Here is a 25,593-nt window from a genome sequence, read left to right as displayed (position 1 = left end):
GGGCCGTGGGGGCACAGCCCCGCGACCCCCGTTGCCCGCGTCCTCAGTCGCCCTGCCGCGGATGGTGGTAGTTGAGCCTCTCGCTCGGCAGCGGGAACCGTACGTCGTCACCGAACGGCGACGGCGCGGCGGCGTTCTCCGACGTCAACTCGGTCAGCGGCAGCCGCCCGTTCTGGTCCACCGCCGAGGTCTGCGGCCGGGGCACCTGCCGGTGCCAGTTGACGCCGCGTTCGGCCTCCGCCTCCGGGCTGTGGTCGCCCCGGGCGGGCAGTTCCGACGCCGGCAGGCCGGTGGCGCCGACCTGATCGAGCTCGCGCTCGCTCTGGCCACGCCGGAAGATCTTGCTGCCCAGCCAGACCAGCGGGTCGTAACGCCGGTCGACGACCCGCTCCTTCATCGGGATGATCCCGTTGTCGGTGATCTTGATGTGCTCGGGACACACCTCGGTGCAGCACTTGGTGATGTTGCAGTAGCCCAGTCCCTGCGCCTGCTGCGCGTACTCCTTGCGGTCGCTCCGGTCGTCGAGCGGGTGCATGTCCAGTTCGGCGGCCCGGATGAAGTAGCGCGGCCCGGCGAACGCCTTCTTGTTCTCCTCGTGGTCACGCACCACGTGGCAGGTGTTCTGGCACAGGAAGCACTCGATGCACTTGCGGAACTCCTGCGACCGCTCGACGTCGACCTGCTTCATCCGGTATTCGCCGGGCGCCAGGTCGGCGGGCGGGGCGAACGCCGGGGTCTCCCGGGCCTTCTCGTAGTTGAAGGAGACGTCGGTGACCAGGTCCCGGATGACCGGGAACGTCCGCAGCGGGGTGACGGTGACGGTCTCGGTCTCCTCGAAGGTGGACATCCGGGTCATACAGCTCAGCCGGGGCATGCCGTTGATCTCCATCGAGCACGACCCGCACTTGCCCGCCTTGCAGTTCCACCGGCAGGCCAGATCGGGCGCCTCGGTGGCCTGCAACCGGTGGATGATGTCGAGGACGACCTCGCCCTCGTTGACCTCCACCTGGTAGTCCTGGAGGTCGCCGCCGTCCTCGTCACCGCGCCAGACCTTGAAGTGCCGCTTGCCCATCACGCCTCACCCTTCAGCGCGGTCTCGGCCGAGTCCGCGATCTGTCCGCTCGCCTTGCCGGCGTCGAACGCCGCGAGCTCGTCCTCGGTCAGGTACTTCGCCAGCTCGGCGCGATCGAAGAGCTGGACCAGGTCGGAACGCATCGTCGGCAGCGGCTTGTGCTCCAGCCGTACCTTGTCGCCGTCGAGCGAGCACACCAGGTTGACGGTCCGCCACTGGGCCTGCATGGCCGGGAAGTCCTCGCGGGTGTGGCCGCCGCGCGACTCCTCCCGCTCCAGCGCCGCCAGCGCCGTGCACTCCGACACGACCAGCATGTTGCGCAGGTCGAGGGCGAGGTGCCAGCCCGGGTTGTAGCGCCGGCCGCCGGTCGCCCGGACGTTGCGCAGCCGCTGGCGCAGCTCGGCCAGCCTGACCAGCGCGTCCTCCAGTTCGCCCTTGCGCCGGATGATGCCGACCAGGTCGCCCATCACGGCCTGAAGGTCCTGCTGGAGGTGGTAGGGGTTCTCGCCCTCGGTGCGGTTCAGCGGGGCGAGAGCGTGCTCGACCGCGTCGGCGGCGGCCGACTCGCCGACCTTCGGGCGCCTGGCCAGCCCGTCGACGTACGCGGCGGCGAACTCGCCCGCCCGCTTGCCGAAGACCAGCAGGTCGGACAGCGAGTTGCCGCCGAGCCGGTTGGAGCCGTGCATACCGCCGGAGACCTCACCGGCCGCGAACAGCCCGCGTACGGTGCCGGACGCCGCCGCGGTGTCCGGGTCGACCTCCACGCCACCCATCACGTAGTGGCAGGTCGGCCCGACGTCCATCGGCTGCTTCGTGATGTCCACATCGGCCAGTTCCTTGAACTGGTGATACATCGACGGCAGGCGGCGCCGGATCTCCTCGGCCGGCAGCCGGCTGGCGATGTCGAGGTAGACGCCGCCGGCCGGCGTACCCCGGCCGGCCTTGACCTCGCTGTTGATCGCCCGGGCGACCTCGTCGCGGGGCAGCAGTTCCGGCGGGCGCCGGTTGTTGTCCGGGTCGGTGTACCAGCGGTCCGCCTCCTCCTCGGTCTCCGCGTACTGCTTGCGGAAGACGTCGGGGACGTAGTCGAACATGAACCGCTTGCCCTCGGAGTTCTTCAGGATCCCGCCGTCACCGCGGACCGACTCGGTGACCAGGATGCCCTTCACCGACGGCGGCCAGACCATGCCCGTCGGATGGAACTGGAGGAACTCCATGTTGATCAGGGTCGCGCCGGCTCGCAACGCCAGGGCGTGCCCGTCGCCGGTGTACTCCCACGAGTTGGAAGTGACCTTGTAGGACTTGCCGACGCCGCCGGTGGCCAGCACGATCGCCGGCGCCTCGAAGAGGACGAACTCGCCGGACTCCCGGTAGTAGCCGAACGCGCCGGCGACCCGGTCGCCGTCGAGCAGCAGCTCGGTGATCGTGGTCTCGGCGAACACCCGGATCCGGGCGTCGTAGTCGCCGAACTCCTTCTTGTCCTCCTGCTGGAGCGACACGATCTTCTGCTGCAGGGTACGGATCAGCTCCAGGCCGGTGCGGTCACCGACGTGCGCGAGCCGCGGGTATTCGTGGCCGCCGAAGTTGCGCTGCGAGATCCGGCCGTCCTTGGTCCGGTCGAAGAGCGCGCCGTACGTCTCCAGCTCCCAGATCCGCTCCGGCGCCTCCTTGGCGTGCAGTTCGGCCATCCGGAAGTTGTTCAGGAACTTGCCGCCCCGCATGGTGTCCCGGAAGTGCACCATCCAGTTGTCGTTGCTGTTGACGTTGCCCATCGCGGCGGCGGCGCCGCCCTCGGCCATGACCGTGTGGGCCTTGCCGAACAGCGACTTGGAGATGATCGCCGTACGCTTGCCGGCCTGCCGGGCCTCGATCGCCGCGCGCAGCCCGGCGCCACCGGCACCGATGACGACGACGTCAAAGTGGTGTCGTTCGATTCGCGTAGTCATTTTTTGTCAGGGCCCTCAGTTGATGAACCGCAGGTCGTTGATCCAGCCGGCGGACAGCGCCATCACGTAGAAGTCGGTCAAGGCCAGCGTGCCGAGCGTGATCCAGGCGAGCTGCATGTGCCGGACGTTGAGCTTGGAGATGAACGTCCAGAACGCGTAGCGCACCGGGTGCTTCGAGAAGTGTTTGAGCCGGCCGCCGGCGATGTGCCGGCAGGAGTGGCAGGACAGCGTGTATGCCCACAGCATCACCACGTTGCCGACCAGGATGACGTTGCCGAGCCCGAACCCGAAGCCCTCGGGGCTGCGGAAGGCGAGGACGGCGTCCCAGGTGTTGATCAGCGAGATGATGACGGCGGCGTAGAACGCGTAGCGGTGCAGGTTCTGCCCGACCAGCGGGAAGCGGGTCTCGCCGGAGTAGGTCTTGTGGCCGTCGGGGACCGCGCAGGCCGGCGGGGAGAGCCAGAACGCCCGGTAGTAGGCCTTGCGGTAGTAGTAGCAGGTGAGCCGGAACAGCAGCAGGAACGGCAGGGTCATCGCCGCGTCCGGGATGATCCACCAGCCCGGCAGGAAGCGACCGAAGTGGGCCGCCTCAGGCACGCACCGTTCGGTGACGCAGGGCGAGTAGAACGGGGTCAGGTAATGGAAGTCCTCGACCCAGTACCACTTGTGCATGAAAACTCGGATGGTGGCGTAGGCGACCCAGGCGCCGAGGCCGATGACCGTGATAAGTGGGGGAAGCCACCAGCGGTCCGTACGCAACGTCTTCGCCGAGATCGCGGCGCGCCGCCGCGGTCCGCCCGGCCTCGTTGCCGTAGTCGTCATTACTGTCTCCCTGACGGGGCCCGGTCTGTGCGCCGGGCACGGAAATCAAGGCGGGGTCCGTGGACACGGGGGGCACATCCACGACCTCGCCACCGGGCGCTGCCTTACTGCGCCCACCGCATAACGGCGCAGTCCGGTGCACACGTTACGCCGCACGCGGCCGGCCGCACCCATAACAGCAGCCCGCGTGTGTCCCGCAGGTTACGAAAGAATCTGGCGTAATTCTAGTGTGGATGTGGGTATATCCATCAATATCACTGTTCGTCACAGGTCGGGGGCGGCCAGCCGCCGGACCGTGCCGGCGCACGACGGCGGCCCCTCCACCAGCCGGTCGACCACCGGCCGGCCCTCGCCCGTGCGGGGGGCGATGAAGAACGCGGGGTCGCCGCTCGCCGCCTGCCGGTCGAGGGCGTCGGCGTACGCCACCCGGGCGTCGACCAGGCGCAGCCAGCCCTGCTCCCAGCCGGACCGGTCGTCATCGTCGTCATCGTCGAGGTCGTCGAGGTCTCCGCCGTCGTGCCGCTGACGCAGTTCGTCGAGTTCGACCAGGAACGGCCGGACCGCCGCGTTCTCGTCGCGGATCGCGGTCGCCCGGCGTTGCGGGGTCGGCGCGGCCCCGGGTGGGGACAGCCGGTTGAGCCTGGTCTCCAGTTCGAGGCAGGCCGTCTGCACGCGGTCGCGCCCGTGGGTGACCCGCTCGACCTCGTCGGCCGTCCGGCCGAGCACGACGGCCAGCCCCGCCGCCCCGACGCACCCCACCAGGACCAGCGTGCCGAACACGCCGGCGGCGATGGCGATCCAGAGCCGGCGGCGGCGATGGGGCCGCTCGCCCGGCTCGTCCGGCCCGGTGGGCACGGTCTTCGCGGCTGACGGGTCGGCGGCCCGGCCGCCGGGACCGCCGGGAGTGGGGTCGGCTCGTCCGCTCGCGGGGGCGTCGTCTGTCACGCCCGACAGTCAAGCATTGATGGGCGACCGTGGCATCCCCCGCGTCGCCCGGTCCGTCGGGTGGCACGGCCGACCATGTCCGTGCCACCCGCAACCGGTTGGCCCTACTCGTGCGGTAAGGCTTACCTAAGCTACGACGACCTGATGGCTGCGTCAACGTCAGCCCGAGGCGCCGCCGGTGAAGTTCCAGGAGGCCAGCCGCATGGCCGGCGCCGACCAGGTCGACGGGTGCCACTCGTCCGGCAGCAGCGTGGCCCGCCGGCCCAGGGCGAGGACCGCACCCGGTGCCAGCGCCTGTGGATAGGACTGGGTGAAGCGCAGGTTGCGGACCGGCCTGGTGACCACCCCGTCCTCGATCAGCCAGACCCCGTTACGGGTCAGGCCGGTCATCACCAGACTGCGCGGGTCGAGCACCCGCGTATACCAGAAGTCGGTGATCAACAGGCCCCGCTCCACCCCGGACACCAGGTCGGCGCTGTCGGAGTCGACCGCCGGACCGGCCACCTCGGTCGGTGCGGGACCGCCGGACGCCGGAACGAGCCCCAGGTTGCCCGCTGCCGGGCCCCACGGGTTGTCGGTCGGCGGCGCGTGCCCGGTCGACGCCGTCCCGGCCGCGGCCGCCGTGCGCCGGTCGTGGGTGACTGCGGTGGTCCGTCCGGCATCGACCAGCGTCAGCGGCGCCCGCGGGGTGCCCTCGTAGTCGAACGGCAGGCCGAGCCCGTTCGGCGCGTCGTCGCGCAGCGTGATCGCCGGATCGAACTGCGGCTTGCCCGGCTCGGCGAACGAACGGCGCTCACCCACCACCTTGCCGTTGAACCCCCACAGCGCCAGGCTCTGCAGCAGGTCGGCGACGGCCGTCGGCTCCAGCACCACCTCGTAGCGGTCCGGCGACAACTCCACCGGATCGGCACCGGCCCGTGCCTTCGCCGCCGCCCGCGCCCCGAGCACGGCACCGTCGAGATCGGCGAGCCGGCCGGACGCGAGCCGGGCCACCCCGTCGGCGCCGCCGCGGGCGACACCGGCCATCGCGGTCGCCACGGTCCGGCCGGTCACCGCCTGGCCCGCGCTGTTGACGAAGGCCGCCGACCAGTTCCGGGTCAGGCAGTAGCCGGCCGCCTCCAGGCCGGCGGCGGCGTCGACGAACGCGCGTACGCGGGCGGCCCGGTCGTCGGCGGACGCGTTGGCGGTCGCCTCGTCGAACCGCCCCGGATCGACGACCGGGGCCGGCGGGGTCAGCCCCGGCCAGCCCGGATCCGGCGGGCAGACCCGGACGGCGGCGATCACCCGGTCGACCAGGGCCCGCAACCCGGGCTCGTCGACCATGGTCGTGGAGCCGGTGACCGTACGCCCGTCCAGGTGCAGCCGTAGCCGTACGGTGACCGCGGTGTCGGCGACGTTCTGGTGGATCGCCGAGTTGGCGAACCGGGTCAGAGCCTGCGCCACCCGGTCGGTGAAGACCTCCGCCTGGGCGGCCGGCCCGGCGGCCCGCCGGACGAGTTCGACCGTCCGGGCGGCGAGATCCAGTTCGGCCCGGCCCGAGAAGTCGGCGCTCATCCGCGCACCCCGATCCGTACGCCGGTGAACCGGGCGGGCGCCGCCGGATGGCCGGTGTGGCCGACCTGGCCGGGCTGCCCCTTGCCGCAGTCCGGCGTGCCCCACGCGAACGTCTCCGACGACAGCATGTCCATCGAGCGCCAGAACAGCGGCCCGATCCCGGTGTAGGTCGGGTTGCGCAGCATCCGGCCCCGCCGGCCGTTCTTGATCTCCCAGCCGATCTCGCAGCCGAACTGGAAGTTGAGCCGCTGGTCGTCGATCGACCAGGACCGGTTGACGTCCATCAGCACCCCGTCGTCGGTGGCGGCGATCATCTCCTCCAGCGTGTGCGGGCCGGGTTCGAGCCCGACGTTGGTCATCCGCACCATCGGCAGCCGGGACCAGCCGTCGGCGCGCACGCTGCCGGCGTAGTCGAGGCCGGCGGCCGCCGCCGAGTCCCGCCCGGCCAGCACGCCCACCCAGCGCCCCTCGCGTACGGCGTCGCGGCGGCTCGCCGGAGTGCCCTCGTCGTCGAAGCCGAAGCTGCCCAGCGCCCCGGGGATCGTCGGGTCGATCGTCACGTTCATCAGTTCCGAGCCGTAGCGGAGGCTGCCGAGCTGGCCGAGGTCGAGCCAGGAGGTGCCGGCGAAGGCCGCCTCCCAGCCCAGGATCCGGTCGAGTTCGATGGCGTGGCCGACCGACTCGTGGATCTGCAACGCCATCTGCTCGCCGCCGAGGATGAGCGTCGTCTCGCCGGCCGGGCACTGCGGCGCGGTCAGCAGCTCGCGCGCCTCCTGGGCGATCCGCGCCGCGTGGGCGTCGAAGTCCATCGCCCCGATCAGCTCCCAGCCCTGGGTGCCGTAGTGGCCCGAACTGCTCGGGTACGAGCGGCGCTGCGTCTCGCCGGCCCCGATCGCGGTCGCCCGGATGCCTCCGCCGCACTCCCGGACCCGCTGGTCGACCCGGTGCCCCTCGCTGGAGACGAACCACTTCGTGGTGTCCCAGACCTGGTAGTCGGCCTCGGCCAGGTCGGCACCGTTCGCGCGCATCGTCTCGGTCGCCCGGACCAGCAGGTCGCCCTTGTCGCTCAGCGCGATCGTCAGCGGGTCGATCTCGCACGGCGACGCCCACGAGCCGCTGCGGCCGTCGACCGGGATCAGGCCGCTGTCCCGGCCGGGCACCGTCGCACTCGCCGCGGCGATCTCCGCGGCCCGGGCGCCGGCCGCGCGGGCGGCGGCGTCGGAAAGCTCGGGTACGGCGTAGAAGCCCCAGCTCGAGCCCACCAGTGCCCGTACGCCGATGCCGGCGTCCTCGCTCTGGCCGAGCTGCTCGACCTCGCCGTTGCGGGCCGACATCGACTCGTGGCGGCGGTGCATGAGCCGGGCGTCGGCGTAGCGCGCCCCCGCGTCGAGTGCCGCCTGTACGGCCGCGGTGGCCGCGTCGAAATGCGTCATGCGTCTCCTCGCCGGTCGTCGCCGGGTCCCGGCCGGTCGAGCCGGGTCACAGTGAAGCCACTGTAGGCGAGGTGTCGCCCTGCGTCAGGTGTGCAGATCCTCGGGGCGGATGTCGACGGCGACCGGCTCGGTCAGTCGCAGCACCTCGCCGGGCCGCACGACCGCGTGCTCCACGTAGGACACCCCGCGCAGCCGGTAGAGGCGCAGGTTCTTCGTGTCCTGCTCGACGATCAGGTACCGGCCGATCTTCGCGGCGGCGTAGCAGTGCATCTTGAACACCTTGTCGGCGGCCGCGTTGCTCGCCGAGGTGATCTCCGCGATCAGATGCACCGAAGGGGCGTCCACCACCAGCCTGTCCAGGCCGATGTCGTCGATGACGACGACATCGGGGATAACCAGTCGGGCGTCCCTCAGGCGGACATTGATCGCTTCGAGAGCGCGGAGGCCGACTGCGCGTGCCGCTGAGCGAAGCGTCAACCACAACTCGGCGGACATGTTCTGATGCCGAAGGGTGGGTGCGGGGGTCATGTGGAGGCTTCCGTCGAAGAGTTCGACGCGTTCGGAGGTCTGGTCGAGGGCGAGGTACTCCTCCTCGGTCCACGGCCCGGCCCGATCGATCATCGCCACGGTCGTCGTCGCCCCTTCCGGCCGCATCGTGGTCGCGGCCACGGTCTCATCATGCCCCGTGTGCGGGAAGGGTGACGGAACAGGTGAATTACCGGGCGGATCCGCTTCGGTGCGGCCCGGGCCCGGGTTATTGACCTGCGTTCATGCCTGATGCACAGTCGTTACGCCGGGCGGGGTGGCCCCGCCGACCCTTCGTAGATTATTTTCGCGGGCAGAGGCTCATTGCAGGTTCCTTTCGCGGTCGTCGTCGATGCCGCCCGCGTCCGGGGGGACGGGGGAGCCGACGAGGGGAGGCGGCATGAGCGAGCAGCCGGTCGGCCTTGTCAAGGCCGCTGCGGAGCCGGACGAGAGCCCGCCGCCGGATGCCCCGGTAGGAAAGGCGGCGGATCGGATCGACATCGTCGGCCGGTCGCCCGGCCAGCTCGCCTGGCGGCGGCTGCGCCGCGACAAGGTCGCCATGGTCAGCGGCGGGATGCTGGTGTTCTTCGTCCTGGTGGCGGTGGCCGCGCCGCTGATCGAGCGGCTCTACGGCAAGGGGCCGCTCGACCGCTTCCCGGCGCGGCTGGACCGCAACGGCTTCCCGCTCGGCTACGCCGGTGTGGACGCCGACCACTGGCTGGGCATCCAGCCGAACATCGGCCGTGACGTCTTCATCCAGCTCGTCTACGGGCTGCGTACCTCGCTGATGGTGGCGTTCACCGCGGCGGTGCTGACCATCGCGCTCGGCATCCTGATCGGCATCTTCGCCGGCTACGTCGGCGGCCGGTTCGACGCGGTCGTGACCTGGTTCGTCGACCTGACGATGGCGTTCCCGTTCTACATCTTCTGTTTCGCGTTCATCCCGGTGGCGGTGAACCAGTTCTACGGGGTGCGTGACGCCGAGCCGACCTGGTTCCGGCCCGTACTGCTGATCATGATCTTCGTGATGTTCAACTGGACCTACACCGCGCGGTTGGTCCGCGGCCAGGTGCTGTCGCTGCGGGAGCGGGACTTCGTCGAGGCGGCGCGGGCGTCCGGGGCGGGTCTCGGGCACATCATGTTCCGCCAGTTGCTGCCCAACCTGTGGGCGCCGATCCTGGTCACCTTCTCACTCAACGTGCCGGCGCTGATCACCGCCGAGGCGGCCCTGTCGTTCCTCGGCATCGGCATTCTCGAGCCGACGCCCGACCTCGGCCGGCTGATCAGCGAGAGCGTCCGGTTCGTCCGCGAGGTGCCGACCTTCACCCTGGTCGGCGGCACCACCCTCTTCCTGCTGGTGCTCTCCTTCAACCTCTTCGGCGACGCGCTGCGCGACGCGCTCGACCCGAAGTCGGACCGGTAGGGGGCGGCGTGCTGCGGTTCGTCATCAAGAAGCTGCTGCTCGCGGTCAGCACCCTGCTCGCGGTGAGCGTGCTGACGTTCGGGCTGTTCTTCGCCGTACCGAACAACCCGGCCGAGCTGATGTGTGGCAACCAGAAGGTGTGCAGCCCGGACCGGCTCGCCATGATCGAGTCCCGGATGGGGCTGGACGCCCCGGTGCCGCAGCAGTACGGCGAGTTCATGAAGGGAATCTTCGTCGGGCGTACGTTCGGCGAGGGCGACGCGGCCCGGGAGTGCCCGGCGCCCTGTCTCGGCTTCTCGTTCCGCAACGACGAGCCGGTCTCGGAGATCGTCGGCCGGACCCTGCCGGTGACGCTGAGCATCGTCTCGGGCGCGGCCGTGGTGTGGCTGCTCATCGGCATCACCGTCGGCATGGTGTCCGCGCTGCGCCGGGGGACGGTGTTCGACCGGGGCGCGGTCGGCGTCTCGCTGATCGGTGCCTCGATGCCGATCCTGCTCTTCGGTCCGCTGCTGCTGATCGTGTTCGTCTACGAGTCCGGCCTGCTCGGCTACCCGACCTATGTGCCGATCACCGACAACCCGTTGGCCTGGGCGAGCGCGATGATCCTGCCCTGGATCGCGCTCGGCTTCCTCAACTCCGCGTCGTACGCCCGGCTGTCGCGGGCGCAGATGGTGGAGACGCTGTCGGAGGACTTCGTCCGTACGGCCCGGGCGAAGGGCCTGTCCAAAGGCCGGGTGCACGTGCGGCACGCGCTGCGGGCGGCGATCACGCCGATCGTCACCATCGCCGGCCTCGACCTCGGCACCTACCTGGGCGGCACGGTGATCACCGAGACGATCTTCGGGTTCACCGGGCTGGGCAAGGCGTCGCTGAACGCCGCGATCAACCTCGACATGCCGGTCGTGATGGCCACCGTGCTGCTGGCCGCGGTCTTCATCGTCGTCGCCAACGTCGTCGTCGACGCCCTCTACGCGGTGATCGATCCGAGGGTGCGGCTGGGCTGACCGGCCGCGCCGGCGACGCTCCGATCATCGATCGGACTCGTTGTCCACGCGTTATCCGAAAGAAATATACATTCATCATCATCTAGGCGGAGGATTTCTTCGTCTTCCAGTATCGGGAGGGACGACTGATGCGACCAAGACGTGCGGTTGCCGCGACGGGCGTGGCCCTGGTCCTGGCGTCGGCGTTGGCCGCGTGCTCGGAGAACACCGGCGAGTCCGGTACCGAGGACGAGAAGGTCCAGCAGAAGACCAGCGCCATCGCCACCGATCCGAAGGAGTCGCAGGGGCCGGCGCCCGAGGTGCCCGGCGCCAAGCGCGGCGGCACCATCCGGGTGATCCAGCAGAGCGACTTCGAGCACCTCGACCCGCAGCGGACCTACACCGTCAACGCGATGGCGGCGCAGCACATGATCGTGCGGACGCTGACCCAGTTCCGCGAGGACGGCGAGGGCAAGCTCACCCTGATCGGCGACCTGGCCGAGACCCCCGGCACCGACGTCAACAACGACTGCAAGGTCTGGGAATACAAGCTCAAGAAGGGCATCAAGTACGAGGACGGCACCGAGGTCAAGGCCGCCGACGTCGCGTACGGCATCGCCCGCTCCTTCGAGGAGACCATCGACGGCGGCGCCACCTACATCCAGGAGTGGCTGGCCGACAGCCCGGCCTACAACGAGACCTACAAGGGTCCGTACACCTCCGGCAACACCGACGTCCCGGGCCTCGAGGTCCGCGACGACCACACCCTGGTCTTCACCTTCAACCAGCCGCACTGCGACCTGCCGTTCGCGGTGTCACTCCCGACCACCGCGCCGGTGCCGCCGGCCAAGGACACCAAGACCGAGTACGACCGGCGGATCTTCTCGTCCGGACCGTACAAGATCAAGGAGTACATCAAGGACACCCGCCTGGTGCTGGAGCGCAACGAGCACTGGGACGCCGCCACCGACCCGCTGCGGCACGACTACCCGGACAGCTACGTCTGGGAGATCGGCCCGGACAACACCGCGCAGACCGAGCGGATCATCGCCGACGCCGGTGACGACGCCTACTCGATCAGCAGCAACGGCGCCCCGCAGGCCCTGGTCAACCAGGTGCTGAACAACGCGGCGCTCAAGGAGCGCACGATCTCCACGTCGCAGCCGTTCGTCTACTACCTGAGCATCAACAACGAGCGGATCACCGACATCAACGTCCGCAAGGCCATCGCGTACGCCATCGACAAGCAGGGCATCGTGCTGACCCAGGGTGGCGACGCCGGTGGCAAGGTGACGCACACGCTGCTGGCCGACACCACGATCGGCTGGACGGAATACCCGAACCCGTACGACGGCGGCCCGAACGGCAACCCGGAGAAGGCGAAGGAACTGCTCGCCGGCAAGCAGCCGGAGTTGGTGATGATGGCCCGGTCCAGCGCCTTCGGCCAGAGCACCCACCCGGTGGTCAAGGAGAGCCTGGAGAAGGCCGGCTTCAAGGTCACCGTCAAGACCGTCGAGACGCCGCAGCACAACCCGATCGCCCGGACCCGGGGCAACGAGTACGACATCTACATCTCCAACTGGGCCGCCGACTGGCCGAGCGCCGCGTCGACGATCCCGGTGCTGTGGGACGGTCGAGGGCTCGGCCCGCAGGGCAACTCGAACGTGTCGTACTTCAACTCCGACGAGGTCAACACCAAGATCGACGAGGCGGCGGCGCTGCCGGCCGGTGAGGCCGGTCCGCGCTGGGCCGAGATCGACCAGCTGATCATGGAGAAGTACGTGCCGGTCGTGCCGCTCTTCCAGAGCAAGTTCACCGGCGTCTACGGCTCGAAGGTCGGCGGGGTCTTCCTCTCCGACAACATCGGAACCCACATCCTCTACAACGCGTACGCGAAGTAGCCGGACCGGGGTGCCGCCCGTTCGGGCGGCGCCCCGCCGCGCTCACAGCGACCGGCGGACGAAGTCCAGTTCCAGCCGCAGCAGGCGGCCGGTCGTGCCGTCCGCGGCGGCGGACCCGGTCGCCGGCAGCGGGAGCACCGAGTGCGGCCGCCCGGTCGACAGCAGCGCCGCCGACAGGCGCAGCGTGTGCGCCGGCACCACGTGCCGGTCGGCGAGACCGTGGATCAGCAACAGCGGGCGGGCGTCGTCGGGCACCACGACCGGTTCCTGGGCCAGCTCGACCAGGCTGTGGTGGGCGTAGACCTCGGTCGCGTCGGCCGGCAGCCCCAGGTAGCGCTCGCTGTAGGCGGTGTCGTGGAGGGTCCAGTCGGTCACCGGCGTCCCGGCGATCCCGCACCGGAAGAGGTCCGGCCGGCGTAGCAGCGCCAGACCGGCGAGCCAGCCGCCGAACGAGAAGCCGCGGATCGCCACCCGCGCCAGGTCCAGGTCGGGATGCTTGCCGGCCAGCGTGGTCAGCCCCTCGACCTGGTCGGTGAGCATCACGTCCGCCAGCCGCCGGTGCACCGCCTTCTCGAACGACGGAGCCACGCCGGGCGTACCCCGGTTGTCGACGGTGACCACCGCGAACCCGGCGTCGGCCCACCACTGCCGCTCCAGCCAGGCCGACCGCTCGGCCCGCACCTCCTGCCGGCCCGGAGCGCCGTTGACGTCGACCAGCACCGGCAGCCGCCGCCCGGCGACGTGGCTGCGCGGATAGAGCACCGCCGCCGGCAGCCGCCGGTCGGTGACCCGTTCCAGGACCGGTCGCGGCGCGTACGGCGCGGACGCGGCGAGCGACCTGATCTCGGTCACCTCGACGTCGTCGTGCCACACCGTCCAGCGGGTGCCCGCCCGGTCCAGCGACCCTGCCCCGACCACCACCGTCGTGCCGCCGACCGCCCCGACGTGCCAGCCCGGCTCCGGGGTCAGCCGGCGGATCTCGATCCCGCCCGCGCCGACCGTCGTACGCACCCGGAAGAGGTGCTGCTGGCTCGGTTCGCCGTCGCTCGCCTCGACCAGCAGGTCGGGTGCCCCGCCGCCGCCGGACAGCCGGCCGACGACCCGCCGTACGTAGAGGGACGGCGGGGTCAGCAGGGTGCCGTCGGCGAAGAGGCACCGCGCGTCGTAGCCGTCGTGGGCCAGCTCGCCGCCGACCAGCACCCGACCGTCGGGCAGGTGCACCGGGGTGCCGGCGACCGGCTCGACCCAGCGCGGGTCGGCGAGTTCGGCGTGCACCTGCGTCTCGCCGGTGCGGGGATCCACGGCGAGCACCAGCCCGTGCTGCTGCAACCGGCGCAGCACGGTGATCAGCGGCCCGCCCTCGACCCAGTGCACCGAGACCAGGTAGGGGTAGGTCTCCCGGTCCCAGTGCACGTCGACCCACCCGCCGTCCAGGTCGAGCAGGTGCAGGCTGACCTGGGCGTTCGGGCCACCGGCCTGCGGATGGACGTACGTCCGCGGCGGCTCGTCGGGGTGGGCCGGATCGTGCCGGTGCCAGCGGGCCAGGCGCGAGTCGTCGACGCGGGCGGCGAGGATCGACCGGCCGTCCGGCGCCCACCAGTAGCCGCGGTCGCGGCCGAAGTCCGCCGCCGCGACCTGCTCGGCCACCCCCCAGCGTGTCCCGTTGTCCTCACCGGCGAGCAGCGTGTCGTCGCCGTCCGGCCCGACGACCCGCAGCGTGCCGTCGGTGACGTAGGCGATGCGGGTGCCGGTCGGGTCGGGCCGGGGATCGGCCACCGGCCCCGGCGCCGGGACCTCGACCACCCCGCCGTCGACCAGGTCGGCGCGGAAGAGGCGGCCGGCGAGCGCGAACGCGGCGACCCGCGCCGCCGGGTCGGTCGCGTAGCCGGCGATGCCCTCGACGGTCGCCGCGTCGTCGAGCAGCACGCCCGGGGCCGCGACCAGGTGCTCGGTCGCCGTCACCACGTCGAGCCGCCAGAGGGCGTCGGCCGGGTCCCGCGGCCCGGTGGACCGCAGGAAGAGCACCCGGGCGCCGTCCCCGGCGGCGGTCACCGCCCGCGGCGCACCGCTGGTGAACCGCCTGGTCTGCGCCGCCAGCTCGGGAAAGTCCACACCCGGATCGTAGGCCCGTGTGTTTGCCCGTGGGGCCGGTCGCGGCAGTCGACGCGCGGGTCGGCGTACGGGCGCTGCGGCCGGCCGCGACTGGACGGCGCGTAGAGTGACGCGGGTGGCACGACGACTGATGCTGGTCCACGCCCACCCCGACGACGAGGCGATCGGGACCGGGGCGACGATGGCCCTCTATGCGGCGGGTGGCGCCCAGGTGACCCTGGTGACCTGCACGCTCGGTGAAGAAGGCGAGATCCACGTGCCGGCGCTGGCCGGCCTCGCCGCCGCCGAGGCCGACCAGCTCGGCGGCTACCGGATCGCCGAACTGGACGCGGCGTGCCGGGCCCTGGGGGTCGCCGACCACCGGTTCCTCGGCGGCGCCGGGCGCTACCGCGACTCCGGGATGATGGGGCTGCCCACCAACGACAACCCGCGCGCGTTCTGGCGGGCCGATCTCGACGAGGCCGCCGGGCACCTGGTCGAGATCATGCGGGAGACCCGCCCGCAGGTGCTGGTCACCTACGACCCCGACGGCTTCTACGGCCACCCCGACCACATCCAGGCACACCGGGTGGCGATGCGGGCGGCCGAGATCGCGACGGTCGAGGGCTTCGGCCCGGCCAAGATCTACTGGACGGCGATGCCGCGCAGCGTGCTCGAGGCCGGCCTGGCCGCGTTCGGGGCGTCGACCGACAACCCGTTCGCCGGCATCGACGACGTCGACGGCTTCCCGTTCGGCACCCCCGACGAGCAGATCGCGGCCCGGATCGACGGCACCGACTGGCACGCCGCGAAGGAGGCGGCGATGCGGGCCCACGCGACCCAGATCCCGGACACCTCCTGGCTCTACTCGATCGCCGGCAACTTCGGCAGCGAGTTCATGGGTGTGGAGTACTACACGCTCGCGGTCGGCGAGAAGGGGCCGGGCAGCGGGCCGCACGGCTGGGAGAGCGACCTGTTCGCCGGGCTGCCGGATCCCGCCGACGTCACCCCGCCGACCCAGGCCGGCAGCACACCGCCCCCGGCCGAGGCCGGCGCGCCACTGCGCGCCGGGGCACGGTGACCGGCCCCGGCCCGGCACCGCTGATGACACCCGAGGCGCCGTCCGGGGCTCAGCCGCCCGAACCGGAAAAGCCCCCGGCGTACGCCGCGGCGGTCGACCTCGCCCTGCGGGTGGTGGGTGGCGTCCTCGCCGTGGTGGCGGCCCTGCTGACCGCCGTGCTCGAACTGCTCTTCGCGACCGTGCGCGTCGGTGGTCACCTGATCGGGGTGTCCGCGCTGATCGCACTCGTCGCCAACCTGGCCCTGAGCTGGTTCGCCTACCGCGCGGTCGGCAAGCGGTGGGCGGTCGCCCTGCCGGCCCTCACCTGGTTCGCGATCATGGTCGTGGCGGCCGGCCGCACCGACGAGGGCGACCTGCTGCTGACCGGCGACAACTGGGTGGGGCTGGCGACCATCGTCACCGGCTCGATGGCGTTTGCCATCATGGGCTTCCGGTTGATCCTGTCGCCGGCGCGCTGACCGCGCCACCCGCCGCCGGCCACCAATGGTGTCCAAGCGGTTATCCGTACCACCTGGCGGATCATCCACGGGAACGGTAAGAGTTCTAGCGGGAAGTTCACCTGGATGTCGGGAGGGCGTGCAATGAAGGACCGTTGGGTGCCGATCGGGGTGCTCGCAGGGGCGCTGTTCCTGGTGAACGTCGTCGCCCGGTTGGTCACCCGGTTCGGGTTCGACGCCAATCCCGAGGTCGAGGACCGGGTCTCGCTCGGCATGTTCGCCGTCATCGCGGTGATCCTGGCGGTGCTCGCGTTCCTCTGGGGGCAGCGGCACCCGCTGTCGAGGTGGGCCGCCGACGTGGCCGGCGCGGTGCTCGTCGCCATGCTTCTGACGGTCTTCGTCGGTCCGTTCGTCAGCGGCTCGTACCCGTTCGCCAACGGGGCCGGCTCGTTCTTCTCGCAGATCTGGCTCTACGCCGCGTTCACCTTCGGCGGCACCGTGGTCGGCTACCTCGTGCTGATCGCGCTCGGTCGCGACTACCGCTCCCGGTCGCTGCAGCAGTACAGCGAGGCCAAGCTGGCCAAGCCCCGGCGGGTCGTCCGGCGCTGACCCGCGCCGGTCGTCACGGCGCTACGCGGGTCAGATACGTGTGGTGGGTGGTGAAGCCGAGCCGCCCGTAGAGCGTGACCGCCGGCGTGTTGCGCTCCTCGACCTGCAGGAAGGCGTCGGTCGCCCCCGCCCCGGCCGCCCACCGGGCGAGCGCCCCGATCATGTGTGCGGCCAGGCCGCGCCGACGGGCGGTGGAAACCACCTCGACCAGCCCGATGCCCAGCCAGCGTCCGCCGCCGGTGATCGTGCCGCGGGCGGTGCCGGCCAGTTCGCCGTCGTCGTGCAGGTGGACGAAACAGACCCGGTCGACAGCGGTCAGCAGGTGGTGCGCGGCGTCCGGCAGACCACCCTTGCGGCCGGCGGCGACGGCCAGCCAGTCCGCGGACGGTGCCGGCTCCAGCCGTGCTTCCGGCAGGTCGTCGCGGGGCGGCAGGACCGCCAGCAGGTCGGTCAGGCCGGTGGTGCGGACCAGCGTCAACGGCCGCGCGTCCCAGCCCCGCTCGTCGAGCGCCACGCCGACCGGTCCGGCCAGCGGGAGCGGCACGTTGATCATCGCGGGCTGGCCACGGGTGGCGTACCAGTCCTGGACGGCGTCGACGGCCGCGTCCAGGGGCCGGTCGGGGTCGCCGACCGGCAGCGCCGAGTTGCCCCGCCCGGTCCAGCCCTGCGCGCTGCGTAGCAGCCAGTCGCCGAGCCGGTCCTGATCCGGTGCCGGCCACGCCTCGTTGGCCGCGAGTTCGAGGGCCACGACGTCCGCGGCGGTCGGGCGCCGCGAGGCGGGTACGCGCTTGGCCCGGTGCACCTCGGTCAGCGGTACGCTCAGCGGGCCAGTGGAGGTGGCGATGGTGAGATGCGTCTCGGTGAGATCGACGAGTTCGCCGAGCGCGTCGGAATACAGGGCTCTATCGTTTCGGACCCCGACAATTCGCCGGACCACGACCCGATGTCCCACATCCTGCTGCCTGAGCACGATCGACCCCCTCCCCGGCGAGATACTAGGCTCTTACCGCCGCGGATGATCGCGGCGTAGCTTGCGGAGGAGATGACCCGTGACGTACATCATCGCCGAGCCGTGCGTGGATGTGCTCGACAAGGCGTGCATCGAGGAGTGCCCGGTCGACTGCATCTACGAGGGCAACCGGATGCTCTACATCCACCCCGACGAGTGTGTCGACTGCGGGGCGTGCGAGCCGGTCTGCCCGGTCGAGGCGATCTTCTACGAGGACGACGTCCCGGAGAACTGGAAGGACTACACCACCGCCAACTACGAGTTCTTCGAGGACCTCGGCTCGCCCGGTGGTGCGTCGAAGGTCGGCAAGGTGGAGAAGGACGCGACGTTCGTCGCGGCGCAGCCGCCTCGCGGCGAGGGCCACTGAGCGGCGTGCCGGCCGACACACCGGCGGCGGGCCCACCGGTCACCGCCGTCTCGGCGGGGCTGCCCGACTTCCCGTGGGATCTGCTCGAGCCGGCCAAGCGGCTCGCCGCCGGGCACCCGGACGGCATCGTCGACCTGTCGATCGGCACGCCCGTCGACCCGGTTCCGGCGCTGATCCGGGCTGCCCTCGACGCGGCCTCGGACGCGCCGGGCTACCCGCTCACCGCCGGCACGCCGGCACTGCGGGCGGCGATCACCCGGTGGCTCGGCCGGTCCTGTGGTGCCGCCGCCGACGGGCTGGGTGTGCTGCCGCTGATCGGGTCCAAGGAACTGGTCGCGTGGCTGCCCACCCTGCTCGGCGTACGCGCCGGTGACGTCGTCGTCCTGCCGCAGGTCGGCTACCCGACGTACGAGGTCGGGGCGCGGCTGGCCGGGGCGACCGTGGTGCGTACCGACTCGCTGACCGCGCTCGGCCCGACGCCGCGGGTGCGCCTCGTCTGGGTCAACTCGCCGTCCAACCCGACCGGCCGGGTGCTGCCCGCGGCCCACCTGCGCAAGGTCGTCGACTGGGCGCGGGAGCGCGGCGCGGTCGTCGCCAGCGACGAGTGCTACCTGTCGCTGGGCTGGGAGGACGAGCCGGTCTCGATCCTCGATCCGCGGGTCTGCGACGGCTCGTACGACGGGCTCCTGGCCGTCCACTCGCTGTCCAAGCGCTCCAACCTGGCCGGCTACCGGGCCGGCTTCCTGGGCGGTGACCCGGCCCTGGTCGCCGAGCTGCTGGCCGTACGCAAGCACGCCGGAATGATCATGCCGGCACCGGTGCAGGCGGCCATGATCGCCGCGCTCGACGACGAGACGCACGTCCAGGAACAGCGCGGGCGCTACGCCGCCCGGCGTGAACTGCTGCGGGCCGCGCTCACCGGTGCCGGTTTCGAGCTGTCGCATTCCGAGGCCGGGCTCTACCTCTGGGCGACCCGGGGTGAGGAGTGCTGGGCGACGGTCACCTGGCTGGCCGAGCGGGGCATCCTGGCCGCGCCGGGCGCGTTCTACGGCCCGGCGGGGGAGCGGCACGTCCGGGTCGCGCTGACGGCCACCGACGAGCGGGTCGCCGCGGCGGTCGAGCGGCTCGCCCGCTGACCTTCCCGGCGCCCGCCGCCCCGGGTGGCTAGGCTGAGGTCATGGTCGATGGTCCGGTTCTGGCGGTACGCGGCGAGGCGACCCGGGAGGTCCCACCGGAGGTGGCCCGGTTCGCGGTGACGGTGGCGGCCCGGGACCGTGACCGGCAGGCGACCCTGACCCGGCTCGGCGAGCGGGCCGCCGCGGTCCGCGCCCTGATCGACGGCTACGGCGACGCGATCGAACGCCGGGAGACCGGCACCCTGCAGGTGCGCCCGGAGCTGAAGCGCTCCGGCGAGCGGGTGGTCGCCTACCAGGGCTCGGTCACCACCACGGTGACCGTCACCGACTTCACCGTTCTCGGCGAACTGATGTTGCGTCTCGCCGATCAGGAGCAGACCAGTGTCGCCGGCCCCTGGTGGGAGCTGCGCCCGACCAGCCCGGCCTACCGCGACGCCCGCCGGGCGGCGATCGACGAGGCGCTCGCCCGGGCGCGGGAGTACGCCGGGGCGCTCGGTGCCCGGGTCACCGCCCTGCTCGAACTCGCCGACACCGGCATGACCAACCAGCCGATGATGACCCGGGCCGCGTTCCATCTCGACGCGATGGGGAAGGGCGGGGCACCCGAACTCGACCTCGACCCGCAGGTGCAGACGGTGCAGGCCAGTGTGGAGGCCAGGTTCTCGATCAGCGAACCGACGGTGCTGGCCGACTGACCCGGCGCGGCGGCCCGCGCCGACGGCGGTGGCCGGGTGGGATAGTCGGCCGGTGACCGATCCCAGCCTGATCGCCCGCGCCCGTGCCCTCGCCGACGCGGGCCCACGCCAGCTGCTCGGCATCGCCGGTGCGCCCGGCGCCGGCAAGTCCACCCTGGCCGCCGGGATCGTCGCCGCCCTGGGAGACATGGCCGCTCTGGTGCCGATGGACGGTTTCCATCTCGCCGGGGCCGAACTGCACCGGCTCGGCCGGCAGGCCCGCAAGGGCGCGATCGACACCTTCGACGGCGCGGGTTATGTCGCACTGCTACGTCGGCTGCGGTTTCCCGACGACGCCACGGTCTACGCGCCGGAGTTCCGCCGCGAGATCGAGGAGCCCGTCGCCGGGGCCGTCCCGGTGCCGCCGTCGGTACGGCTGGTCGTCACCGAGGGCAACTACCTGCTCGTGCCCGAGCACCCGTGGGACGGCGTACGGCCGCTGCTCGACGAGGTGTGGTTCCTCGATCCCGGCGAGGACGTACGGCTGCGCCGGCTGACCGAGCGGCACGTGCGGTACGGCCGTGACCTCGCCGAAGCCACCGCCCGCGCGTACGGGCCCGACCAGGTGAACGCGGAACGGATCGCCGCCACCGCCGGTCGGGCCGACCTGGTGCTCAGGCCGGGGTCCTCCGTGGATCGATGATCTGCCAGATATCGGTCACAATCAGTGTCCGGCGGGGTGATGGCGGAGCGTGGGCCGGGCTGGTAAACCAAAGCGGCGGACGCGTCCACGCCGTGTCCACTGTGACGATTCCGGTGCCGGCAGGGGAGGCGCGTGTCCACGCGGAAGGCCGTCGTCGGCTATTGCTCGGTCATGGCGGTGCTCGGCGTCGCCGTGTTCGCCGTACCCCCGCTGCGTCCGGTCGCCTGGGCCCTGGTCGGGCTGGCCAGCCTCGCCGCGGTCCTGCTCGGGGTGCGCCGGCACCGCCCGCGCCGGCGCTACGCCTGGTATCTGATCGGGGCCGGGCTGGCCGTCTTCGCCGCCGGCGACATGAGCTACAGCCTCACCGCCGACTCGCGGGGCTCGGCGTCGGTGCTCGCCGACATCTTCTACCTGGCGATGTTTCCGCTGCTGGCCACCGGGCTGCTCGGCCTGACCCGGATCAGTTCGACGATGCGCGACCGGGCCCGCTTCCTCGACCTGCTGATCTTCACCACCGCCGCGATCTTCCTCGGCTGGGTGTTCGTGATCGGCCCGCTGTTCAACGGCGGGACGCGGGCCGTCGACCGGTCGGCGGCCGCGGCGTACATCTTCGGCGCCCTGCTGGTCTTCGCCACCACGGTCCGGTTGGCGTTCATCGCCCGGCGCAACACGGCGGTGCGGCTGCTGCTGATCGGGGCCACCGGGCTGCTGGTGTCCGATGTGCTCTACGTGCTCGCGTTGCGCGACGGTGGCTGGCCGGACGGCAACCCGGGTGAGATCGGCTGGTTGGTCTTCTACACCGCGTGGAGCGCGGCCGCGCTGCACCCGTCGATGACCGCGCTCACCGAGCCGGCCCAGCCCCGGGCCGCGCAGATCAGCCGGCTCTGGCTCGTCCTGCTCGGAACGCTCGCGCTGGTCGGGCCGGCGGTGCTGCTCCTGCGGGCGCTGGCCGGGCAGCCGCACGACGACGTCGTCATCTCGGTGGTGTCCGGGGTGATGTTCGTGCTCGTACTCAGCCGCTTCGCCGACGTCGCCGACGCACACCGCAGCGCCGTCGGCCGGGAGCGGGGGCTGCGGGTCGCCGGTGCCGCCCTGGTGTCCGCCGCCGGCGCCGACGAGGTGGCCGAGGCGGTCCGGACGACGGTCGCCCGCCTGATGCCGCGCGGCGCGACGCACCGCATGGTCTTCTCCGTCAACCGTTCCGACGGGGTGCCCGCCGCCGCGTTCAGCGTGTGGGGGCACGGGGCGCCGCAGCCCTACCCGATGTCCGGGGCGGCGGCGCTGCGCCGCACCCGGGTGCTGCGTACCGGCACCCTGCACCCGGGCCTGGCCAACCAGTTGCGCGACTACGAGCAGACGCTGCTGTGCCCGATGGTCCTCGACGAGGGCGCCGCCGGGATTCCCCGGGTCGGTGCCCTGCTCGTCGCCGCCGAGGCCGAGGTGCTGGTCACCCTGCGCGACGCGCTGGAGGCACTGGCCGCCCAGGCCGCCCTGGCGCTGCAACGGATCAGCCTCAGCGAGGAGATCAACCGGCGCAACAGCGAGGCGTACTTCCGGACCATCGTGCAGACCACGACCGACGTCATCCTGATCGTCGACGACGACCACCGGCTGCGCTACGCCAGCCCGGCGGTCGCCACCGTCCTGGGGGTCGAACCGGCGCCCGGCACCCCGCTCGGTGAGATCGTCGCGGCGGAGACCGGGGTGCCGGTCACCGAGCTGCTGGCCCAGGCGCGGGCGTCCGGCGGGCGGCCGGGGCAGTGGGCCGACTGGCGGCTGGTCCGGCCGGACGACACCCCGGTCCAGGTCGAGGCGAGCTATCGCGACCTGCGCCGGGACCGGACCGTACGGGGACTGGTCATCACCCTGCGCGACGTCACCGACCGGCGCCGGCTCGAACACGAGCTGACCCACGGCACCCGCCACGACGCCCTGACCGGGCTGGCCAACCGCACGCTCTTCCACGACCGGGTCAGCGAGGCGGTGGGGCGGGCCAGCGAGACCGGGCGGATCGTCGCCGCCCTGATCATCGACTTCGACGATCTCACCGCCGTCAACGAGACCCTCGGCCACACCGCCGGCGACGAGCTGCTGATCGCCGTCGCCCGGAGGTTGACCACGGCGGTCGGCGGGCTCGGCACGGTGGCCCGCAACGGCGGCGACGAGTTCGCCGCCCTCGTCGACGACCTGGGCAGCCCGGCCGAGGCGGAACTGGTCGCGGAGCAGGTGATCGCGGCGCTCGCCGAACCGTTCACCATCGACGGCGCGGAGGTCCGGGGCTCGGTGAGCATCGGTATCGCGACCACGGCCGACGCCGCCGACGCCGGCGAACTGCTCCGGCACGCCGACCTCGCGCTCTTCGTGGCCAAGGGCGACGGCAAGCGCCGGTGGCGCCGGTACGAGGCATCCGTACACACCGCGATCGTCGAACGGCTCGAACTGCGGGCCGCGCTCGCCCGGGCGGTCAGCGAGCGTACGTTCACCCTCGACTACCAGCCGATCGTGGTGATGGGCAGCGGTGCGATCCTCGGCTTCGAGGCACTGGTCCGGTGGCGGCACCCCACGCTGGGCTTCGTGCCGCCCGCGGAGTTCGTCGCCATCGCCGAGGAGACCGGGCTCATCGAGGCGATCGGCGACTGGGTGCTGCACGAGGCGGTCCGGGCGGTGGCCGGGTGGCGGCAGGTCCGCGCCGGGCGCGCCACGCCGTACGTCAGCGTCAACGTCTCGGCGCACCAGCTGCGGGCCCCGGCCTTCGTCGACAAGGTGAGCGCGGCACTCACCGCCGCCGGGGTCGACCCGTCCGGCGTGATGCTGGAGATCACCGAGTCGTCGCTGCTGCGCGACGACGACCGGGCCTGGGCCGAACTGGCCGCCCTGCGGCGGATCGGCGTACGGGTCGCCATCGACGACTTCGGCACCGGGTTCTCGTCGCTGAGCTATCTCCAGCGGATGCCGGTCGACGTGCTGAAGATCGACCGGTCCTTCACCTCGACCATCTCCGGCTCGCCCCGGCAGCGGGCACTGGTGGAGGCGATCGTCGGGCTCGCCGGCACGCTCGGGCTCGAGGTCATCGCCGAGGGCGTCGAGTCGCGGGTCGAACGCGACCTGCTCGGCGATCTGGGCTGCCCGTACGGACAGGGGTATCTCTTCTCCCGGCCGCTGGCCGCGGCGGCGGCGACGGCGCTGCTGAGCGGCCCGACCGCGGTCGTACCGCCGGCCCGCTCGACGCTGCCCGACCGCTCAGGGTGACCGTGGGGCGGACTCCGTCGGGCGGTCCGACGGCACCGGCGCCGCCTCCGTGGGCCGGTCGTCGGGGCCGTCCGCCCGGGTCGGCACCGGGGTGGCCGGCAGGTCCGGGACCGGTGCCGGGGGTCGGGCCGGCACCGTCGGCGTGGCCCGGGCGGTCGGCGTGGCGCTGCCGGTCGGGGCCGGCGGGGTCGGCCGGGCGGTGGCCGCCGGGCCGCCGAGCGTGATCAGATACCGGTCGCCGGAGAGTTCGATGGTGCCGGCGGAGCTGCCCGGTGTGGTGGATCGCCCGGCGGCACCGACGGCGAACGGCCCCAGCGCCGGGGTACGCCGGTCGGCCCGGCCGGCGGCGTACACGGTCAGGGTGGGGCCGGCCGGGTCGGTGTCGACGGTGACCGGCCGGGGCCGGCCGTCCCAGCCGGCGAAGACCGAGCCGGGCTCCGGCGGGCCGGGATAGACCACCACCAGGGTGGTCGCCGCGTCCGGGCTGGCCGGCCACTCCACGGTCCACGACGGGGCGTTCGGGCCGGTCGCCGGCACGTCACGCCCGTCGACGCGTACCGTGCCGTAGCGGGCCAAAGGCGGTGCCGGCGGCCCGGACGGCGCCGGGACCGGTGCGGGCGACGCACCGGCGGCCGGGCCGGGGGCGGTGATGGTGACCGGGTGGCTGCGTTCGCTCTCCGGGCCGGTCCAGTTGGCCTGCACCGGCCGCACGGTGTAGGTCCAGGTGCCCGGTGGTACGGCGGCGTCGGTGCAGTTCGAGCCGGTCACGATCTCCTCGCACACGCCCCGGGCGGGCTGTGCCCCGCCGGCGCGGTCGTACCGGGTGATCCGGTAGCCCGACACGTCGTGCCCGGCGACGATCTGGCTGGGTGCCCACCGCACGGTGACCGTGCCGCCGGCCGCGCCGACCTCCGGCCGGTTGCCGGGGGAGAGCGTCACCGCCGTGGTCGACATCGTGGTCGGTTCGCTGGTCACGACCCAGGCGGCCAGGGCGGTCGCGCCACCGGCGAGCACGGCCACCCCGGTTCCGATCGCCACCACGGCGGGAGACGCGGTGAGCAGGCGCCTCATTCGGCGGCGCTGACGCCGGCGAAGGTGAAGCCGAGGGTGAAGGTGGCGCCGGCGCAGGCGGCGGCGGACTCGTTGGTCATCCGGATCGCGCCGGGCAGCACGACGTCCTGCGGTCGGGCCTGGGCGTCGACCAGCACCGGCCGGGTCTGCGGCTTGAGCAGGATGCCGCTGTTGTCGGCGGTGCAGCCCGGCTTGTCGGTGGTGAGCTGCCCGAGGGCCAGGCTGGTCACCGCGACCTTGAACCGGTTGGGGTTGGTGACCCGAAGCCGTACGTCGGCGACCGCGCCGGGGTAGAGCTGGGTCACCGGCTCGGCGGTGGCGGTCAGTGCCTGCACGGACTGGGCCCGGGCGGTGGCCGTACCCGAGCCGGTGACCGACCACGCGGCCCAGGCGACGCTGGCCACGCCGAGGGTGACGACCGAGGCGAGCATGACGATGGCACCGCGCTTGGACAGTCTGATCACGGTGGATCCTCCGGATGGGTGCGGCGCCGGGCGGTGGGCGCGTGGGGGAGTCGGCGCGGCGCGACGGTCGCCGGCAGCCGCCGGTAGTCTCTTTTCGG

General features: G+C 72.1%; 21 protein-coding genes and 1 pseudogene. 11 read left to right on the top strand and 11 right to left on the bottom strand.

Annotation, left to right across the window (positions count from 1 at the left end; translation table 11 throughout):
- Positions 1-43: 43 nt before the first annotated feature.
- The 7 genes from QCD66_RS31865 to QCD66_RS31835 form a co-directional block, all read right to left on the bottom strand.
- Positions 44-1,072 carry a succinate dehydrogenase/fumarate reductase iron-sulfur subunit gene (locus QCD66_RS31865; RefSeq protein ID WP_364222090.1) on the bottom strand — a complete coding sequence of 343 codons (1,029 nt, stop codon included), beginning with the start codon at positions 1,070-1,072 and terminating at the stop codon, positions 44-46.
- Complete coding sequence (locus tag QCD66_RS31860; RefSeq protein ID WP_364222087.1) at positions 1,072-3,018, bottom strand: fumarate reductase/succinate dehydrogenase flavoprotein subunit; 1,947 nt, start codon at positions 3,016-3,018, stop codon at positions 1,072-1,074. Before QCD66_RS31860 ends, QCD66_RS31865 begins: the two co-directional genes overlap by 1 nt.
- Positions 3,019-3,033: 15 nt before the next feature.
- Positions 3,034-3,840: a hypothetical protein gene (locus tag QCD66_RS31855; protein WP_364222084.1), complete on the bottom strand. Its 807-nt coding sequence runs from the start codon at positions 3,838-3,840 to the stop codon at positions 3,034-3,036.
- Positions 3,841-4,104: 264 nt separating this feature from the next.
- Entirely contained in the window at positions 4,105-4,785 is a 681-nt protein-coding gene (locus tag QCD66_RS31850; protein WP_375732884.1) for a hypothetical protein, read from the bottom strand.
- A 159-nt stretch (positions 4,786-4,944) separates the two neighbouring features.
- Positions 4,945-6,339: a TldD/PmbA family protein gene (locus QCD66_RS31845; RefSeq protein ID WP_375732883.1), complete on the bottom strand. Its 1,395-nt coding sequence runs from the start codon at positions 6,337-6,339 to the stop codon at positions 4,945-4,947.
- Positions 6,336-7,772, bottom strand: a complete 1,437-nt coding sequence (locus QCD66_RS31840) for a TldD/PmbA family protein (protein WP_375732882.1) — start codon at positions 7,770-7,772, stop codon at positions 6,336-6,338. The genes QCD66_RS31845 and QCD66_RS31840 overlap by 4 nt, the downstream gene beginning before the upstream one ends.
- Before the next feature lie 84 nt (positions 7,773-7,856).
- On the bottom strand, positions 7,857-8,441 hold the full coding sequence (locus QCD66_RS31835) for a Uma2 family endonuclease (RefSeq protein ID WP_375732881.1): 585 nt from the start codon (positions 8,439-8,441) through the stop codon (positions 7,857-7,859).
- A 256-nt stretch (positions 8,442-8,697) separates the two neighbouring features.
- On the opposite strand from QCD66_RS31835, the gene QCD66_RS31830 reads away from it, so the two are divergent.
- The 3 genes from QCD66_RS31830 (at position 8,698) to QCD66_RS31820 (ending at position 12,604) form a co-directional block, all read left to right on the top strand.
- Positions 8,698-9,720 carry an ABC transporter permease gene (locus QCD66_RS31830; protein ID WP_407566904.1) on the top strand — a complete coding sequence of 341 codons (1,023 nt, stop codon included), beginning with the start codon at positions 8,698-8,700 and terminating at the stop codon, positions 9,718-9,720.
- An 8-nt stretch (positions 9,721-9,728) separates the two neighbouring features.
- Positions 9,729-10,724, top strand: a complete 996-nt coding sequence (locus QCD66_RS31825) for an ABC transporter permease (protein WP_364222066.1) — start codon at positions 9,729-9,731, stop codon at positions 10,722-10,724.
- Between the two features lie 128 nt (positions 10,725-10,852).
- On the top strand, positions 10,853-12,604 hold the full coding sequence (locus QCD66_RS31820) for an ABC transporter substrate-binding protein (protein WP_364222063.1): 1,752 nt from the start codon (positions 10,853-10,855) through the stop codon (positions 12,602-12,604).
- A gap of 42 nt (positions 12,605-12,646) precedes the next feature.
- On the opposite strand, the gene QCD66_RS31815 is transcribed toward QCD66_RS31820, so the two are convergent.
- Positions 12,647-14,716, bottom strand: coding sequence for a prolyl oligopeptidase family serine peptidase (locus QCD66_RS31815; RefSeq protein WP_375732879.1), 2,070 nt, complete (start codon positions 14,714-14,716; stop codon positions 12,647-12,649).
- A 130-nt stretch (positions 14,717-14,846) separates the two neighbouring features.
- Between QCD66_RS31815 and mshB the strand changes: the two genes are divergently transcribed.
- From mshB to QCD66_RS31800, 3 genes are all read left to right on the top strand, one after another.
- On the top strand, positions 14,847-15,776 hold the full coding sequence (mshB, locus tag QCD66_RS31810; protein ID WP_375732930.1) for an N-acetyl-1-D-myo-inositol-2-amino-2-deoxy-alpha-D-glucopyranoside deacetylase: 930 nt from the start codon (positions 14,847-14,849) through the stop codon (positions 15,774-15,776).
- A gap of 23 nt (positions 15,777-15,799) precedes the next feature.
- Positions 15,800-16,234: a hypothetical protein gene (locus QCD66_RS31805; protein ID WP_364222057.1), complete on the top strand. Its 435-nt coding sequence runs from the start codon at positions 15,800-15,802 to the stop codon at positions 16,232-16,234.
- A 123-nt stretch (positions 16,235-16,357) separates the two neighbouring features.
- On the top strand, positions 16,358-16,822 hold the full coding sequence (locus tag QCD66_RS31800) for a hypothetical protein (RefSeq protein ID WP_364222054.1): 465 nt from the start codon (positions 16,358-16,360) through the stop codon (positions 16,820-16,822).
- Positions 16,823-16,835: 13 nt separating this feature from the next.
- Here the strand turns inward: QCD66_RS31800 and QCD66_RS31795 are convergent, their stop codons facing one another.
- Positions 16,836-17,792 (bottom strand): GNAT family N-acetyltransferase, encoded by a 957-nt coding sequence (locus QCD66_RS31795; RefSeq protein WP_375732878.1) that lies wholly within the window; start codon positions 17,790-17,792, stop codon positions 16,836-16,838.
- Positions 17,793-17,871: 79 nt separating this feature from the next.
- Here QCD66_RS31795 and fdxA point away from each other — a divergent pair.
- The 5 genes and pseudogenes from fdxA to QCD66_RS31770 all read left to right on the top strand — a co-directional run.
- Positions 17,872-18,129 (top strand): annotated as a pseudogene (fdxA, locus tag QCD66_RS31790) (ferredoxin); the annotation flags it as partial.
- Positions 18,063-19,334, top strand: a complete 1,272-nt coding sequence (gene dapC / locus QCD66_RS31785) for a succinyldiaminopimelate transaminase (RefSeq protein WP_375732929.1) — start codon at positions 18,063-18,065, stop codon at positions 19,332-19,334. The pseudogene fdxA and the gene dapC, both read left to right, overlap by 67 nt.
- A gap of 41 nt (positions 19,335-19,375) precedes the next feature.
- Entirely contained in the window at positions 19,376-20,029 is a 654-nt protein-coding gene (locus QCD66_RS31780) for an SIMPL domain-containing protein (protein WP_364222043.1), read from the top strand.
- A 52-nt stretch (positions 20,030-20,081) separates the two neighbouring features.
- Positions 20,082-20,711: a nucleoside/nucleotide kinase family protein gene (locus QCD66_RS31775; protein WP_375732877.1), complete on the top strand. Its 630-nt coding sequence runs from the start codon at positions 20,082-20,084 to the stop codon at positions 20,709-20,711.
- Between the two features lie 132 nt (positions 20,712-20,843).
- Entirely contained in the window at positions 20,844-23,960 is a 3,117-nt protein-coding gene (locus tag QCD66_RS31770; protein ID WP_375732876.1) for an EAL domain-containing protein, read from the top strand.
- On the opposite strand, the gene QCD66_RS31765 is transcribed toward QCD66_RS31770, so the two are convergent.
- Complete coding sequence (locus QCD66_RS31765; RefSeq protein ID WP_375732875.1) at positions 23,952-25,031, bottom strand: hypothetical protein; 1,080 nt, start codon at positions 25,029-25,031, stop codon at positions 23,952-23,954. The genes QCD66_RS31770 and QCD66_RS31765 overlap by 9 nt on opposite strands.
- A complete protein-coding gene (locus QCD66_RS31760) occupies positions 25,028-25,495 on the bottom strand; it encodes a hypothetical protein (RefSeq protein WP_357533321.1) in 468 nt (155 codons plus the stop codon). The genes QCD66_RS31765 and QCD66_RS31760 overlap by 4 nt, the downstream gene beginning before the upstream one ends.
- Positions 25,496-25,593: the final 98 nt, after the last annotated feature.

Origin of the sequence: Polymorphospora sp. A560 (assembly GCF_045781765.1) — a bacterium.
Taxonomy (GTDB): Bacteria; Actinomycetota; Actinomycetes; order Mycobacteriales; family Micromonosporaceae; genus Polymorphospora; species Polymorphospora lycopeni.
Note: the sequence above shows the minus strand (reverse complement) of the source record. Positions and strands in the feature narration are given on the sequence as shown.

Coding starts and splice junctions, on each gene's coding strand:
- mshB (WP_375732930.1), top strand. CDS start 14,847: ATGCTGGTCCACGCCCACCCCGACGACGAGGCGATCGGGACCGGGGCG.
- QCD66_RS31820 (WP_364222063.1), top strand. CDS start 10,853: ATGCGACCAAGACGTGCGGTTGCCGCGACGGGCGTGGCCCTGGTCCTG.
- QCD66_RS31865 (WP_364222090.1), bottom strand. CDS start 1,072: ATGGGCAAGCGGCACTTCAAGGTCTGGCGCGGTGACGAGGACGGCGGC.
- QCD66_RS31855 (WP_364222084.1), bottom strand. CDS start 3,840: ATGACGACTACGGCAACGAGGCCGGGCGGACCGCGGCGGCGCGCCGCG.
- QCD66_RS31860 (WP_364222087.1), bottom strand. CDS start 3,018: ATGACTACGCGAATCGAACGACACCACTTTGACGTCGTCGTCATCGGT.
- QCD66_RS31845 (WP_375732883.1), bottom strand. CDS start 6,339: ATGAGCGCCGACTTCTCGGGCCGGGCCGAACTGGATCTCGCCGCCCGG.
- QCD66_RS31805 (WP_364222057.1), top strand. CDS start 15,800: ATGACACCCGAGGCGCCGTCCGGGGCTCAGCCGCCCGAACCGGAAAAG.
- QCD66_RS31830 (WP_407566904.1), top strand. CDS start 8,698: ATGAGCGAGCAGCCGGTCGGCCTTGTCAAGGCCGCTGCGGAGCCGGAC.
- QCD66_RS31780 (WP_364222043.1), top strand. CDS start 19,376: ATGGTCGATGGTCCGGTTCTGGCGGTACGCGGCGAGGCGACCCGGGAG.
- QCD66_RS31765 (WP_375732875.1), bottom strand. CDS start 25,031: ATGAGGCGCCTGCTCACCGCGTCTCCCGCCGTGGTGGCGATCGGAACC.
- QCD66_RS31800 (WP_364222054.1), top strand. CDS start 16,358: ATGAAGGACCGTTGGGTGCCGATCGGGGTGCTCGCAGGGGCGCTGTTC.
- QCD66_RS31840 (WP_375732882.1), bottom strand. CDS start 7,772: ATGACGCATTTCGACGCGGCCACCGCGGCCGTACAGGCGGCACTCGAC.